At 71.1% G+C, this 13,877-nt stretch carries 13 protein-coding genes and 4 pseudogenes; 13 read left to right on the top strand and 4 right to left on the bottom strand.

Annotated features, from left to right (window positions below):
* The first annotated feature begins 21 nt into the window (after positions 1 to 21).
* The 7 genes and pseudogenes from OG905_RS27665 to pspAB all read left to right on the top strand — a co-directional run.
* A complete protein-coding gene (locus tag OG905_RS27665) occupies positions 22 to 288 on the top strand; it encodes an SHOCT domain-containing protein (RefSeq protein WP_328678054.1) in 267 nt (88 codons plus the stop codon).
* Between the two features lie 26 nt (positions 289 to 314).
* Positions 315 to 557, top strand: a complete 243-nt coding sequence (locus tag OG905_RS27660) for a DUF2933 domain-containing protein (RefSeq protein ID WP_328678052.1) — start codon at positions 315 to 317, stop codon at positions 555 to 557.
* Positions 558 to 586: 29 nt separating this feature from the next.
* Positions 587 to 946: a hypothetical protein gene (locus tag OG905_RS27655; protein ID WP_328678050.1), complete on the top strand. Its 360-nt coding sequence runs from the start codon at positions 587 to 589 to the stop codon at positions 944 to 946.
* Positions 943 to 1,719, top strand: a pseudogene (locus OG905_RS27650) (PspA/IM30 family protein). Before OG905_RS27655 ends, OG905_RS27650 begins: the two are co-directional and overlap by 4 nt.
* Positions 1,716 to 1,994, top strand: coding sequence for a PspA-associated protein PspAA (pspAA, locus tag OG905_RS27645; RefSeq protein ID WP_328678049.1), 279 nt, complete (start codon positions 1,716 to 1,718; stop codon positions 1,992 to 1,994). Before OG905_RS27650 ends, pspAA begins: the two are co-directional and overlap by 4 nt.
* 5 nt (positions 1,995 to 1,999) lie before the next feature.
* A complete protein-coding gene (gene htpX / locus OG905_RS27640; protein WP_328678048.1) occupies positions 2,000 to 2,923 on the top strand; it encodes a zinc metalloprotease HtpX in 924 nt (307 codons plus the stop codon).
* An 8-nt stretch (positions 2,924 to 2,931) separates the two neighbouring features.
* Positions 2,932 to 3,312 (top strand): annotated as a pseudogene (gene pspAB, locus OG905_RS27635) (PspA-associated protein PspAB); the annotation flags it as partial.
* A 71-nt stretch (positions 3,313 to 3,383) separates the two neighbouring features.
* On the opposite strand, the gene OG905_RS27630 reads toward pspAB, so the two are convergent.
* Positions 3,384 to 4,304: a LysR family transcriptional regulator gene (locus OG905_RS27630; RefSeq protein WP_328678047.1), complete on the bottom strand. Its 921-nt coding sequence runs from the start codon at positions 4,302 to 4,304 to the stop codon at positions 3,384 to 3,386.
* 103 nt (positions 4,305 to 4,407) lie between these two features.
* On the opposite strand from OG905_RS27630, the gene OG905_RS27625 reads away from it, so the two are divergent.
* The 4 genes from OG905_RS27625 (at position 4,408) to OG905_RS27610 (ending at position 7,294) form a co-directional block, all read left to right on the top strand.
* On the top strand, positions 4,408 to 5,448 hold the full coding sequence (locus OG905_RS27625) for a DMT family transporter (RefSeq protein ID WP_328678044.1): 1,041 nt from the start codon (positions 4,408 to 4,410) through the stop codon (positions 5,446 to 5,448).
* Positions 5,445 to 5,669 carry a cyclase family protein gene (locus OG905_RS27620; protein WP_328678043.1) on the top strand — a complete coding sequence of 75 codons (225 nt, stop codon included), beginning with the start codon at positions 5,445 to 5,447 and terminating at the stop codon, positions 5,667 to 5,669. The genes OG905_RS27625 and OG905_RS27620 overlap by 4 nt, the downstream gene beginning before the upstream one ends.
* A 27-nt stretch (positions 5,670 to 5,696) precedes the next feature.
* A complete protein-coding gene (locus tag OG905_RS27615) occupies positions 5,697 to 5,918 on the top strand; it encodes a hypothetical protein (protein WP_328678042.1) in 222 nt (73 codons plus the stop codon).
* Positions 5,919 to 6,250: 332 nt separating this feature from the next.
* On the top strand, positions 6,251 to 7,294 hold the full coding sequence (locus tag OG905_RS27610; protein ID WP_328678040.1) for a PP2C family protein-serine/threonine phosphatase: 1,044 nt from the start codon (positions 6,251 to 6,253) through the stop codon (positions 7,292 to 7,294).
* A 204-nt stretch (positions 7,295 to 7,498) separates the two neighbouring features.
* Here the strand turns inward: OG905_RS27610 and OG905_RS27605 are convergent, their stop codons facing one another.
* Positions 7,499 to 11,023 carry a SpoIIE family protein phosphatase gene (locus OG905_RS27605; RefSeq protein WP_328678037.1) on the bottom strand — a complete coding sequence of 1,175 codons (3,525 nt, stop codon included), beginning with the start codon at positions 11,021 to 11,023 and terminating at the stop codon, positions 7,499 to 7,501.
* 209 nt (positions 11,024 to 11,232) lie between these two features.
* Between OG905_RS27605 and OG905_RS27600 the strand changes: the two are divergent.
* Positions 11,233 to 11,361 (top strand): annotated as a pseudogene (locus tag OG905_RS27600) (IS5 family transposase); the annotation flags it as partial.
* Between the two features lie 392 nt (positions 11,362 to 11,753).
* Here the strand turns inward: OG905_RS27600 and OG905_RS27595 are convergent.
* Positions 11,754 to 12,773, bottom strand: coding sequence for a hypothetical protein (locus OG905_RS27595; protein ID WP_328678034.1), 1,020 nt, complete (start codon positions 12,771 to 12,773; stop codon positions 11,754 to 11,756).
* A 99-nt stretch (positions 12,774 to 12,872) separates the two neighbouring features.
* Here OG905_RS27595 and OG905_RS27590 point away from each other — a divergent pair.
* Positions 12,873 to 13,214: pseudogene (locus OG905_RS27590) on the top strand (DDE-type integrase/transposase/recombinase); the annotation flags it as partial.
* A 279-nt stretch (positions 13,215 to 13,493) separates the two neighbouring features.
* Here the strand turns inward: OG905_RS27590 and OG905_RS27585 are convergent.
* On the bottom strand, positions 13,494 to 13,859 hold the full coding sequence (locus OG905_RS27585; RefSeq protein ID WP_328678032.1) for a transposase: 366 nt from the start codon (positions 13,857 to 13,859) through the stop codon (positions 13,494 to 13,496).
* Positions 13,860 to 13,877: the final 18 nt, after the last annotated feature.

Raw genomic sequence — 13,877 nt, 5'->3', positions numbered from 1 at the left:
AGCCCGAGGAAGTGACTCGCGATGATGTTCTGGTACGACCACGACGTCAGCGGCTGGGGCTGGTTCGCCATGTCTGCCAGCATGATCCTTTTCTGGGCTCTGATCATCACCGCCGCCGTCCTGCTCTTCCGCGCGGTGAACCGTGCCCCCGAGCACACCCACATGCACGCCGGGCCCTCGCCCGAGCAGCTGCTTGCCGAGCGGTTCGCCCGCGGCGACATCGACGAAGAGGAGTACCAGCGGCGTCTTGCGGCCCTGCGCTCCTCCGGTCCGCTCACCAACCACTGACGCCTGCCCACGGAGGAGGACCGGCCATGCGGAACAACCGGAATTACGGCCTGTACGCGATTGCGGCCGCCATCGCACTCGTGGGCGCACTGGCGCTCGGTGTGCCCCTGGGCACCCTCGCCTTACTTCTCATCGCGCTCGCCTGCCCGCTGATGATGTTCTTCATGATGCGCGGCATGCACGGCAGCGATGACATGCAAGGGCGCAGACGTGGCCACGACGACGTACCCAAGGACCGCAACCCACTCGACCACAAGCCCTTCCGCTGAGACAGACGGCGACGGCAGGGGACGTAGGCATGGACATGGAAGTGCTGGCCTGGACCCTGATCGCCCTGGGAGCCCTGACCACCGCCGCCTGCGCCGTCCATCTCACCCGGAGCCGTCGGCGCGACGCATCCGGACTGGCCAGCTCGATCCACCGCACCGCCCCCGTCCTTCTCGCGGCGGGGCTGCTTCCTTCTCCCGCGCTCATCGCCGGCGACCTGCCCGCCGCAGCCTGGGGCCTGTGGGGCGCCGTCACCATTGCTGCTGCCCTGGTCTACTCCGCCGCTGACACCTTGCGCGACGGCCTCGGCCCGCAGGCGGCCTCCCGAGCCCGACCGTCCACGGGTCGCGCACCACGATCAAGCCGACTGAAAGGAAGGCGGTCGCCATGACCAGCATTACTCACCGCATCGCCGCCCTGTTCCGGATCAAGGCGAACAGGGCACTGGACAAGGCTGAGGACCCGCGCGAGGTCCTGGACTACTCCTACGAGCAGCAGCTCCAGATGCTGCAGAAGGTGCGGCGCGGCGTCGCCGATGTGGCGACCAGCCGCAAGCGCGTCGAGCTGCAGGTGACCCAGTTGCAGCAGTCCACGGGGAAGCTGCAGGGCCAAGCCGAGCAGGCGCTCGCCGTGGGGCGGGAGGACCTGGCCCGTGAGGCGCTCACCCGCCGCACGGCCGTGGCCTCCCAGATCAGCGACATGCAGACCCAGCAGGCGTCGCTGAAGGACCAGGAGGAGAAGCTCACCCTGGCCGCCCAGCGCCTTCAGGCGAAGGTGGATGCGTTCCGCACCCGTAAGGAGACGATCAAGGCCACGTACACCGCGGCCGAGGCACAGACCCGTATCACCGAGGCCGTCACCGGCATCGGTGAGGAGATGGGCGATGTCGGCCTGGCTATGCAGCGTGCCCAGGACAAGACCGAGCAGATGCAGGCACGCGCGGGTGCGCTGGACGAGCTGATCGCCTCTGGCGCGCTGGAGGACGCCACCCTTCCGGCCGGGCGTGACGACATCCAGGCCGAGCTGGAGGCCGTCACCGCGGGCTAGGACGTGGAGGCGGAGCTGGCCCGGATGAAGGCCCAGCTTCCGGCAGCTTCCGCCCCGCCGGCGGTGGAGGGCGCAGAACTCCCGAAGGACCGGCCGGACCAGAAGGAGACGTCATGATCATGCGGATTCTCGGCGAGGGCCAGTACGAGATCGCCGACAAGCACCTGACCCGGCTCAACGAGCTGGACTCTGCCCTCCAGGCAGCCGCGGACGCGGGCGACGAGGCGGCGTTCACCGCCGCCCTGTCGGCCCTGCTGGACGCGGTGCGCAGCCGCGGCACGCCGCTGCCGGACGACAGGATCACGCCCTCCGACCTGGTGCTGCCCGACGGGGACACCAGTCTGCGGCAGGTGCGCGAACTGCTCTCCGGCGAAGGCCTGATCCCGGGGTGATGGAGATGCGCAGCCGTTTCGAGCCCGACCGGCAGCTGAACGCCCGCATGGTGGTCACTATGTTCCTGCTCGGGCTGGTGTACGTGGCGTTCGTCGCCGCACTGATCGTGCTGCTCAAGTCCGTCGTCCTGGTGGTCGTCATCGCCGGGGGGCTGCTGGTTGCGCAGTTCTGGTTCTCGGACCGGATCGCTCTTTACGCGATGCACGGCCGCCTCGTCACCGCCGAGGAACAGCCCCGGCTGCACGGGGTCATCGACCGGCTGTGCGCCACCGCGGACATGCCCAAACCCCGGGTGGCCATCTCCGAGATGGACCTGCCCAACGCGTTCGCCACCGGCCGCAACGCCGACCACGCCGTCGTCTGCGTCACCACCGGACTGCTGCGCCGCCTGGAGACCGAGGAACTCGAGGGCGTCCTCGCCCACGAGCTCTCCCACGTCGCACACCGCGACGTCGCGGTGATCACCATCGCCTCGTTCCTGGGCGTGATCGCCGGACTCATCGTCCGCTTCGCCTTCTACTCCCAGCTGTTCGGCGGACGCAACCGCGACCAGAACACCGCCGCCCTGCTCGCGATCGTCATGGCGGTCTCCGCCCTCGTCTACGCCATCAGCTTCCTGCTCATCCGGGCGCTGTCCCGCTACCGCGAACTGGCCGCCGACCGCGCCGCGGCCATGCTCACCGGGAAACCCTCCGTCCTGGCCTCGGCGCTGACCAAAGTCAGCGGCGACATCGCCCGCATCCCCACCCAGGACTTGCGCACCGCCCAGGCGTTCAACGCGTTCTTCTTCACCCCCGCCCTCGGACCCGGCACCGCGGTGGCCAACATGTTCTCCACCCACCCCAGCCTGGAACGCCGCATCGAGGCGCTCGCGGAGATCTCCGCGCAGCTGGGCGAGGCAGGCGGGAAACCGCTCGACGAGGCATGACGAGACCCGTGGCATTCCTGGACGTCCTGCTCGGCCGGACCAAGCCGGTCAAGCCTGACCTGGACCAGCTCTTCGGCCTGCCATCGGCAGCGATCACCCTCCAGGCCGCGATCGGCTTCACCCCGACCGGCCAGGGGGCGGTGTGCTTCGCCGCCATCGAAGGCGGGGCATTCGCCCAAGTCCAGCAGGAGGTACGAGCCCTCCTGGACGCGGACTCCGAACGGGCCAGCGTACCGGTGGAGTTCAGCCGCGACGCGTACGGATACTCGTGGCTGCTCTCCCGCCGCGACCCCCGCGACCTGCCCGCCCTGGTCAACGACCTGCACGCGGTGAACACCGCCCTGCAGGACAGCGGCTTCGGCTCGCAGCTCCTGTGCTCCCTGGCCGCCGTACCCACCGCGCACGGCGCGCACGGCGCCTGACCCCCTTACGCCCCCGCCCGCCGACCCGCAGTCCGCGGTCATTCCGACCGGGGCTCATCGGGCGGGTCGGCGGTGGCGGCCGCGTCCCGCAGCGCGTCCAACAGGCCGAGCAGGGCCGGCTGTTCGAGGGCGGTCTCCCGGGCGGCGGCCGAGATCACCCGGACCGGCTCGGGGTTGCGGACCGGGCGCACGACGACCCCGGGGTGCTGGTTGCGCAGCCCGAGCCGCGGCATCAGACCGACGCCGAGACCGGCCGCGACGAAGCCCTGCGCGGTGGCGTAGTCCTCACTCTGGATGACGAAGTCGGGGCTGAAGCCGGCCGCCGCGCAGGAGTCGATGACGGGTTCGAGGCACGGGCCGGGGGGCTCGCTGCCGACCCACTGCTCACCGGACAACTCGTGCAGGTCGATCACCTCCTTGCCGGCGAGCGGATGGCCGAGGGGCAGTACGGCCGCGTACGGGTCGTCGAGGAGGTGGACGAGCCGGAAGCCGTCGCCTGTGCGGTCCTGCGCCTGGACCACCACGGCCAGATCGGCCCGGCCCCGCGCCACCTCCTGGAACGGGTCCTCCGGGTCGGTGAGTTCGAGGTCGACGCGGACGCCGGGGTGCTCGGCGCGCAGTCTGGCCATGGCGGGCGCCACCAGCGTGGAGCCGGCCGTCGCGAAGTAGCGGACCGACAGCCGGCCGGTGCGTCCGGCGCGGAGGTCGGCGAGCGCGGTCTCCGCCTGGGCGACCGCCGAGCCGATCAGCGCCGCGTGCTCGGTGAGCAGCAGCCCGGCCGCCGTGGGGCGCACCCCGCGGCCGACCCGCTCGAGCAGCGCCGTACCGGCCTGTTTCTCCAGCGCCGCCACCTGCTGGCTGACGGCGGACGGGGTGTAGCCCAAGTGGGCCGCGGCGGCGGTGACCGTGCCGCTGGTGACCACCGCGCGCAGGACCTGCAGTCGCCTCACATCAAGCATGTAGCTCAGCTTAACAGTATGAGTAGAACCATTTGCTTGTCCTCAAAACGTAACTGAGGCACCTTCAGGACAGGGACGAGAAAACGAGAATGAGGGAAACGCCATGAGCGACAACAGCGGTACTCGGGGTCTGTGGGGTGGATTGCGGGTGGCCGTGCTCGCCCTGCTGTGGGGCTCGACCTTCCTCTGGACCGAGCTGGCGCTGCGCGGGCTCTCCCCGCTCCAGGTCACGCTCGCGCGCTGTGTCCTCGGTGCGCTCGTCCTCGTCGTCGCCTGCTGTACGACGGGGCACCGGCTGCCGAGGGGCGTCGCCGCCTGGCGGCACATCGTCGTAGCGGCCTTCTTCTGCAACGCCCTGCCGTTCGCCCTGTTCAGCATCGGCCAGCAGACCGTCGACTCCGGCCTCGCGGGCGTCCTGAACGCCACGACCCCGCTCTGGTCGATCGCCCTCGCTCTCGCCCTCGGCTCGGAGCGCGGGCTGCGGCCCGTACGGCTGGCGGGTCTTCTGCTCGGCTTCACCGGCACGATCGTCATCTTCGCCCCCTGGCAGACGACCGGGGCCACCGGCTGGGGCGCCCTCGCGATCCTGGGCGCCGCCGCCAGCTACGCCGTCGCGTTCACGTACATGGGCCGCACCCTGGTCCGCAGGGGCACGCCCACGATCTCGCTCTCCGCCGCCCAGCTCGTCGCCGCGAGCGGACTGACCGCCCTCGCCGTGCCGATCGGCGGCCTGGAGTCGATCGACCCCGGCCCGACGGTCCTGGTCGCGGCCGTCGTCCTCAGCGTCTTCTGCACCGCGATCACCTTCCACCTCACCTACCGGATCATCAACGACGAGGGCGCGACCAACGCCGCCGTGGTCGGCTATCTGCTGCCGGTGGTGTCCGTGCTGCTGGGGGCGGTCGTCCTGGGCGAGGACCTGAGCGTTCGGGTGGTGCTGGGGATGGCCGTGGTGCTGGTGGGTGTGGGGATGACCCGGAGGCAGGGGGCGGCTGCGGAAGCTGTGGCTGCTGCCGGAGAACCGGCCGTCGAGGAGTCGGCCGCCCTCGGGCTCGCCCCGGACCTCCGCCCGGTCGACGCCGAGCCCACCCCGGAAGACCGCCCGGCCGAGGCCCCGCGCCTCCTTCTGGAGAAGACCCGGTGACCTTGGGCGCGCCCGAGCCCCGGCTGTGGTCGGCGTACCGCGAGCTGACCGAGAAGGCGGTCTTCACGGACCTCACCCATGCCTTCCGGCCGGGGCAGCCGCTCGCCGCCCGGGTCGAGCGCGACCCTGACAGCACGCCCACCCTGGACGACGTGGCGTCGTGGGAGCAGCGCAACGGCCCTGTCCCGTCCGGTTCGTTCGTCGCCCTGCGTACCGGCTAGAGCTGACGCTGGCCGGACCCGGTGGCGATGGCCAACCGCGACGAGGCGGGGGTCAGCCGCACACCGGGGTGGTCGGCCGAAGTCCTGCGGTATCTGTTCGAGGAGGCGGGGTGTCACCGCGTCGGCAACGAGCGGTCCTACACCGACCCGGGGCTCGCCGCCTCCGCCGGCGACTACGGCCTCGATGCGTACGTCATGCTCGTTGGAGCGGTCTGCAACCCGCTCACGTTCTGTTTTTGCCGAGCGTAGAAAGCCTCTTCGTCACGTGGCGTTGAGCGGCGCGGATGCGGCGGGGGGTGATCCTTGAGGAGCTTCGGGTTCATCTCTATAAAGAGGACCGGCGGAGGGTGGTCGCACACGACTCTGTGGCCTGACGGGACCGTGGGTGAGGAGTCGGGCGGCTTCCTGCGGACCGATTCGCCAAGAAGCGCATCGGTCCGCAGGAAGCCCAGCCGCTCGGACCTCGGAGTGCATAAGGCCTACTTCGCCCCGATATGATGCATTTTGTGATCACGCCCGGGCGGCTGCGGCGCCGTCGTCCTCCCTACGGCGGCCGGTGGGAAGCTGCCCAGCTGTCACCGGTGATCCTTACCATCCTCATCGCCGGCCTGGCGTTCTCCACACCGAGGGGGATCGCCATCAGCCGCCTCCTGCCCGCCGCACCCGCCCTCGCCGCCGCGATGTGGCCTGTGCTCCCCACGATCCTGCTGGGGACGTTCTGCCTGCTGGTCATGATCGGCCTCAGCTTCGTCTACACCGACCTGGGGACGCCATACACGGTGGCTGCGATCGTCGCGGTCACCTTGGCGGCCGCATACGCAAGCCACGTCCGACTCCAGCGGGAGGAGACACTCTTCCACGTCCGACTCGTCGCCGACACAGCCCAGAAGGTGCTGCTACGCCCCCTGCCGCACCTCGTCGCGGACATCGAGATCGAGTCGCTGTATCTGGCGGCCCAAGAGCAGGCCCGGATCGGCGGGGACTTCTATGAGGCGGCCGACACACCGTACGGGGTCCGGCTGCTCATCGGCGACGTACGCGGCAAGGGCCTGCCCGCGGTCGGAGCGGCCGCGGCGGTGATCGGCAGCTTCAGGGAGGCCGCGTACGACGAGCCAGACCTGAGGGGCATCATCCATCGCCTGGAGACCAGCATCACCCGCCACAGCGCCGCGTTCCCCGCCCAAGACCTGCCGGAGCACTTTGCCACCGCTCTTCTCGCCGAGATCCCGCACGGCAACGGCCGCGTCAGACTCCTCAACTGCGGGCACCCCCCGCCGCTGCTCGTGCACGGCGGGGAGATCCGCGTCCTGGAGCCCACCGCCCCCTCGCCGCCCCTCAACCTCGCGACGCTCATCGGAGACCGCTACTGCGTCGACACCGTCGCCTTCGCCCCGGGCGACCAGCTGCTGCTCTACACCGACGGCGTAACGGAGACCCGGGACCGCACCGGCGAGTTCTTCCCCCTGCCGGACTGGATGCGGCGGGAAGGCTCGGCGCCGCCCCGCGAACTGCTCGACCGGCTTCACCGGGACCTGCTCCACTACAGCGGCGGAATGCTCGACGACGACATCGCGGCCCTCGCCGTGCGGTGCCCGAACACCCGGGCCCAGGAGCACCCCGCATAGGTGGCTGGAAGTTCCACCACCGCAGCAGATCCTTCACCCGACCGAGAGAGAAGGAAGCCATCTGCTCGGCGTAGCGCAGGCGGGACCGTAGAGCCTCCACCTGCCCGGTGATCTCCTGATCGGCGGCCTTGAATACATCGAGACGGATCTCGCCCCGGGCGTACGGGCCGGCGGGATCCGTCCGCCGCCTCTCCAACACCTTGATCAATGCGGGTCGCCGGTTCGACGTGATGGTTCGGCGGTGGCGGCGAGCAGGGCGGTGTCGTCGTCGACCCGATCGGGGGTGTTCAGCAGCTCCAGAGCCCGTTCGGTGATCTGCTGGGGGTCGGTGCGGGCGGCGGCGGGCAGCGCGCCGCAGGTCTGGCGCAGGGCCGCCAGGCGTTCGTCCAGGGACAGCGCCCGGTTTTCCACCAGGCCGTCGGTGTACAGCAGCAGGCTGGTGCCGGGCGGGAACGCCACCTCGCGGTCGACTGGGGTGCTGCCCAGTCCCAGCGGCAGCGCCGGGGGCAGCTCCAGGTAGGCGGTGTCGGCGGCTACCAGCAGGGGCGGCAGGTGCCCGCTGGCGGCGTAGCGCAGGCGGTGGCGGTGTGGGTTGTAGACCGCGTACAGGCAGGTGGCGAAGCGTTCGGTGGCGAGCGACTGCAGGTAGGTGTCCAGCCTGGCCAGCACCTGGGCCGGGCCGGCGCCCTCCATCGCGAGGCTGTGCAGGGCGGAGCGGAGTTGGCCCATCACGATGGCGGCTTCCACGTCGTGGCCCATGACGTCGCCGATGGCCAGCCCCACGGCACCGTCGGGCAGTGCGAGCACGTCGTACCAGTCGCCGCCGACCTCGGCGCCGCGGTTGCTGGCCCGGTAGTGGGTGGCCAGGCGTACCCCGGGCACCTGGGGCACGCGGTGGGGCAGCAGGGCGCGCTGCAGGGTCAGGGCGAGGCGGCGCTCGTTGTGGTATCGGGTGGAGTTGTCGTAGGCCAGGGCCAGGCGGTGGGCGAGGTTCTCCAGATACTTGTGTTCGACCGCGGAGTAGTCGGTGTGCCGGACCAGTACCAGGGCCCCCAGTGTCTGGTCGTGGGCGTGCAGCGGCAGGGCCAGCACGGCGGCGGGCGCCGGGTGCGGGCTGGCTGGGGCTGGGGCGGTGCCGTTGATCGCGTGGGTGGCGGCGGCGGCCAGGGCCTCGCGGGCAAGAAGGGGGGTGCCGGCGATGTATGCCGGGGGCGACTGCGTCGGGGCGGGTGCCGCGGCGGTGAGGTGGATGCTGATCTGGTCGGCGAAGTCGGGCAACAGGATCTGGCCGGCAGTCTGCAGTACCTGGTCCGGGTCGAGGGTGGCGGACAGCCGCAGGCCCGCGTCGGCCAGGGAGGCCAGCACGGCCAGCTGGGCGCGGGTCTCGGTCAGGACCTGTTCGCGCAGCCGGGACAGTTCCAACCCAGTGCGGACGCGCGCCAGCAGCTGGCGCGCGGAGAAGGGTTTGGCCAGGTAGTCGTCGGCGCCGGCGTCCCGGCCCTGCACGGATTCCTCCTCGCCGGCACGGGCGGTGAGCAAGACGATGGGCAGGCGGGCGGTGCGCGGGTCGGCGCGCAGCGCCCGGACCAGCTCGAAGCCGTCCATGCGGGGCATCATCACGTCGCTGAGCACCAGCTCCACCGGCTGCACCAGGGCCATCTCCAGGGCGGCCCGGCCGTCGGCGGCGAGCAGCACGTCGTAGTCGGGCTGCAGGAGCTGGGTGAGGTAGGCGCGCATGTCGGCGTTGTCGTCGACGACCAGCAGGCGGGCCCGGTGGGGGCGGTCGGTTTCGTGCGGGCCGGGGCCGTGGGAGGCATCGTGGGTCGAGGGAGCGTGCGGGGTGCGTGCCGCGGGGGTGGCCGCGGCGGGGACGGGGTCGGCCGCCAGCCAGCCCAGCGCCTCGTCCACGTAGGCCGCGGCGCGGCCGGGCCGGCCGCCTCCGCCTTCCCTGGGGGTTTCCCCGAGGGATTCGGCACCGGCCGCGGGCGGGTCCGGGCGGAGCCGGTGGGCGGCGGCGAAGGGGAGGTCCATGGTGACGGTGGTGCCCTGGCCGAGCCGACTGTCCACGCCGACGGTGCCGCCGTGCGCTTCCACCAGGTCCTTCACCAGGACCAGGCCAAGGCCGCTGCCCTCGTGGGAGCGGGAGCGGGCGCCGCGGACCCGGTGGAAGCGCTCGAACAGGCGCGGCAACTCGTCCGCGGGGATGCCGATGCCGGTGTCGGTCACGGTCAGCCGGGCCCGGTCGCCGGCCGCGGCCACCTGCACCCGGGCGCCGCCGGTGAAGGTGAACTTCAGGGCGTTGCTGAGCAGGTTGAGGATGATCTTCTCCCACATCTCCCGGTCCAGGGACACCGGCTTGGGCAGCGGCGGGCAGTCCACCTCCAGCGTCAGCCCGGCCGCCTCGAAGGCGGAGCGGAACACCCCGGCCAGCTCGGCCGTGGCACCGGCGAGGTCGACCGGCTCGAGGGCCGGGCGCATCTGCCCGGCCTCGGCCCTGGCGACGTCCAGGAGGGTGTTGACCTGCTTCAGCAGGCGCAGGGCGCCGCGCTCGGCCAGCTCCAGCTGCTCGCGCCGCTCGGGCCGGTCCTCGTCGGCCAGGGCCTGCTGAAGCGGGCCGAGGAGCAGGGTGAGCGGGGTGCGGAACTCGTGGCTGACGTTGGCGAAGAAGGTGGTCTTGGCCCGGTCCAGCTCGGCCAGCGCCTCCGCCCGTCGGCGCTGCTCGTCGTGGGCGAGCGCGGCCGTCAGCGCCCCGGCCACGGCGGCGGCGAGCACCTCCAAAAAGTCCCGGTACGCCCCGGCCGGCGGGAAGCAGGGGTTGACGCCCACCACCAGGACGCCCCCCACCTGGCCCGCGCAGTCCAGCGGCAGGGCCAGCGCCTGCTCGACTGGGAGCCGGGGGGCCGCGGCGTGCTGCCCGGCCGTGTTGCCGCCGGTGAGCGCGGCGGCCGGCAGCGTGGCAGGGGCACCGTCGGCGAACACCTGCGCCAGCCGGGCCGCGACCTCCGACCCGTCGGCCGCACTCAGCGAGACGGCCTCGGGCGTCGGCCGGACCCCGGCGGAGGCCGCCGACCGCAGCATCCCCGGCTCGGAGGCCAGGTACAGGCTCAGGAACGGGATCTCCTCGGGATAGGAGCCCAGCACCTCCGCGACGACGCGGGCGACCTCGCCCGGGGTGAGCAGCCCGGCGGTGCGGGCGCCGGTCTCACTCAGCAGGCGCAGCCGACGCTCGCCCAGTACCCGGCCGGTGGTCTCGGTGATGATCTGCAGCACGCCGCCGACGGTGCCGTCGTCCAGCAGTACGGGCTGGAAGGCGGAGTCGAAGTAGCACTGTTCTGGGTAGCCGTGGCGCTCCATGATGAGCGGCTCATCGGGGATCAGCAGGGACTTGCGGGTGTCGGTCACATAGTGAAAGTGGGAGCTCACGGGGTGGACCCAGACCTCGGGGAACACCTCCTTATAGGGCCTGCCGAGCGCCCAGGGGTGTTTGGCGCCGACAATGGGTGAGGAGCCCAGGTTGTACAGCGTGGCGAATTCGGCGCCCCAGTACAGAGCCATGCCGTGCTCAGAGGTGAGCATGAGGCGCAGGGTGTCCACCAGGGGCCCCGGCCAGGACTCGGGGGGCCCGAGCGGCGTCGCCGCCCACTCGATCCGGGCCAGAAGCTCGCCGAACGCGCCGGCCTCGGCGAACATCCGGGCCGCCGCGGTGCGCGGGTCATCGGGCCGGGTCATCGAGAAATCTTCCTCCTGGCGCCTATGTGATCCGCCCGCGCCCTCCCAAGGCTGCCGACGGCCACTCGCTGCGAACCTTCCGGGCAGATCGGACGCCGGATCCGACGGTTCTGGCTACGCTCCTGCCAGAATTGCAAGGTTAAAATAATAAAAACTGTGATTTGCCCAGCAGTCTACGCTGGCAGTCCCTGTGGGCGGCCGACACTGTGGGCTCCGACAGTGTCGGCCGGGACGGCGGGAAGAAGGTGGCGGGCCGCAAAGGGCAGGTCGTGGACTGCCTGGGCTTGCTGCTGGCGGCGCTGGTCACGGCCGCGAGCGTCCAGGACCGGGATGCCGCGATGCTGCTGTTGCAGCGACTGCGTGAACTCCCGCGCAGGATCGCCCTGGTGTGGGCCCGACGGCGGATACTCCGACTCGTCGACTGGGGTCCGCACCCGGCTCCGCCTCGCGCTCATGGGCCGCTTGCCAGAGCCAACCTTGAAGTCGAACCCAAGGCCGTCGTCTCCGGGCGGCCCGGGGAATGCCTTCCGGCGATTGCTGGATACCCAGCTGGTCTCGTCCACGTCGGCGGAGTAGCGCCCGCGGAGCCATTGGTACGCATACCACTCCCCCATGTACCCGATGGCTTCGCGCTGGGCTGGCGACAGCCCAGCGTCGGCGGCGCCTCTCCGCCTTGCGATGCACGGCACCAGACGCCGCTCCCTGATCCAGCCAGATCCAAAGGAAACGCCTAGCAGTAACCCGCGTGCAGAAAGCCGCGCCGGCCTGGTGTCCCCAGGTCCAGCGGGATGGCGAGATGGCTCGGCAGGGCAGTGAAGGGGGCGTTCGGCAGGATGAACTCGCGGCCGGTGTACCGCTCCCGCACGCTCTGCCGGTCGGCAGGCCGACACACGAACGGATTGGCGTACGTGTTGTACCCCAGCCCCACACCGGTGTTGAGGAATCCGGCGTCCTGGCACTGGAACAGCGCGCCCCGCAGCGCCGAGGCGTCCCGGTGGCCCCGGTAGCGCGTCTGGAAGTTCGCGAAGCACGTCCGGGAGTCGCCGCCGTCGTACGGGGACGGGCCGGCAGCCGCCAGCGCGCCGAGGAAGGAGCGGTCGCAGCCGATCTCCGCCGAGGGAGCCTGACCCGCGAGCAGTGCGTCGCGGCGGCAGCCGGTGACCTCCTCGAACGTCCCGACGACATCCTCGCCCCGGTCCAGCCGGGAGTACGCGACGACCAGGTCGCGCTGGGCCGCGAGCGGGTACGCCCCCGTCGTACCGAACTCCTCGTCGAGCAGCCGGAACCAGGTCTCGAAGGCCGGCACCAGCGCACGGACGCCGGACGGCAGCGTGTAGACCTCCAGATCGGTCGGCGTCGACCAGTCGTCCAGTCCCGGGTAGCCGACGTAGGACAGGACCCCGATGCCGACCTTGGCCGGCTGGTCGCCGTACCGCGCGCGCAGCTTCAGGTACTGCTCCAGGTTGGTGCTGGAGCCGGCCCATGCATAGCGGAAGCCGCTCGGGTAGAGGGAGGTCTGGCCCCGGTCGTGCGTGGTCCCGAAGAGGGACGGCGCCACGCACCGGACCTCGCGCGCTTCCCACGCGGCCCGGTACGCGGCCGGTGTGGAGACGCAGTCGGCGGCGGGGACGCTCGCACCGTCGCGGGAGAGCGGGAACGCGCTCGGTACGCCCGCCAGCAGGAGCAGTCCCGCCACGAGGACGGCCAGCAACCGGGCGCGCGACCCGACGGATTGTTGTCGGTGATTCATGGGGCTCAGTCTCGAAACGGGCTCGCGGCCCCGCCAGCCCACTGCTCCACCCGGCCCAGCGGGGCCGTTTCCCACGGTCCGTCGCACGGGCGGAAGAACAACATCCCCGACGGCGGCGGCCACCGGGTCATGGACCGCCGCAGCGCGACGGACAACAAACTCGCCACCACCGACCAGCGCAGGAGCTGCCATCCGGTCATCGGCTACAGCTACATCCACTCCGCTGTCGACGACCACTCCCGCCTGGCCTACAGCGAGATCCTGGCCGTCGAACGCCAGCACACCGCCATCGCCTTCTGGCAGCGCGCTCAGGCGTTCTTCACCTCATGCGGGATCACCGTCGAACGGGTCCTGACCGACAACAGCTCCTGCCACAAGTCCGGCCTCTGGCACGAAACGCTCGCGGCGGCCGGGATCACCCACAAGCGAACCCGGCCCTACCACCTTGCTCGACGAATAGGCGAGTTCGGCCGGAATGATGCGTTTGTTGGGCAGGGCTGGGTCCCGTCGCGCCTGCGGCGGGCTTGGCCCGGATCGGCCAGCTCCAGGCCCAGGCAGTACTTCCAGTCCAGACGGCAGGCTCGGCCTCAGTGGCCTGCCGGTCGGTGAGATTCCCGTCAACGCCGCACCAGCGCCAGCTGAGCGGGCAACAGACCCCGCCGTCCCGAGCAACAGGAGCTGCACTACGCTCCAAAGCCGTGAGCAGCGGATTCAGCGGCGTTATTGCTTGCGGCTCTCAATCACGCTTTGCAACTGGCTGCGTCGAGGGGCCGTTGGGTGGCCACCGAGCGGCCGAGGAAGGCGCTGTGTGTCCAGCACCGCCCGGTGCAGCCGACGCCACGGGCCGGCCTCGGTCCATACGGTGAAGCGGCGATGCGCGGTGGCGGGCGACGTGCCGAACGTCGGCGGCAGGTGCCGCCAGGCACAGCCGCCGGTCAGCGCGTACACCACTGCCGTGAACACGGCCCGCTCGTCACACGGAGCGGTCCCACCACCTTGCGGACGAGCAGCGAAGGACGGCAGCAACGGGGCGGCCAGCTCCCAGAGTTCATCAGGAACCAGACGCTTCGATAGATCAGCACCCACGACCGGCATCATGGTGAA

The sequence above is a fragment of the Streptomyces sp. NBC_00322 genome, assembly GCF_036147535.1.
Taxonomy (GTDB): Bacteria; Actinomycetota; Actinomycetes; order Streptomycetales; family Streptomycetaceae; genus Streptomyces.
This window is presented reverse-complemented; position numbering and strand designations above follow the sequence as displayed.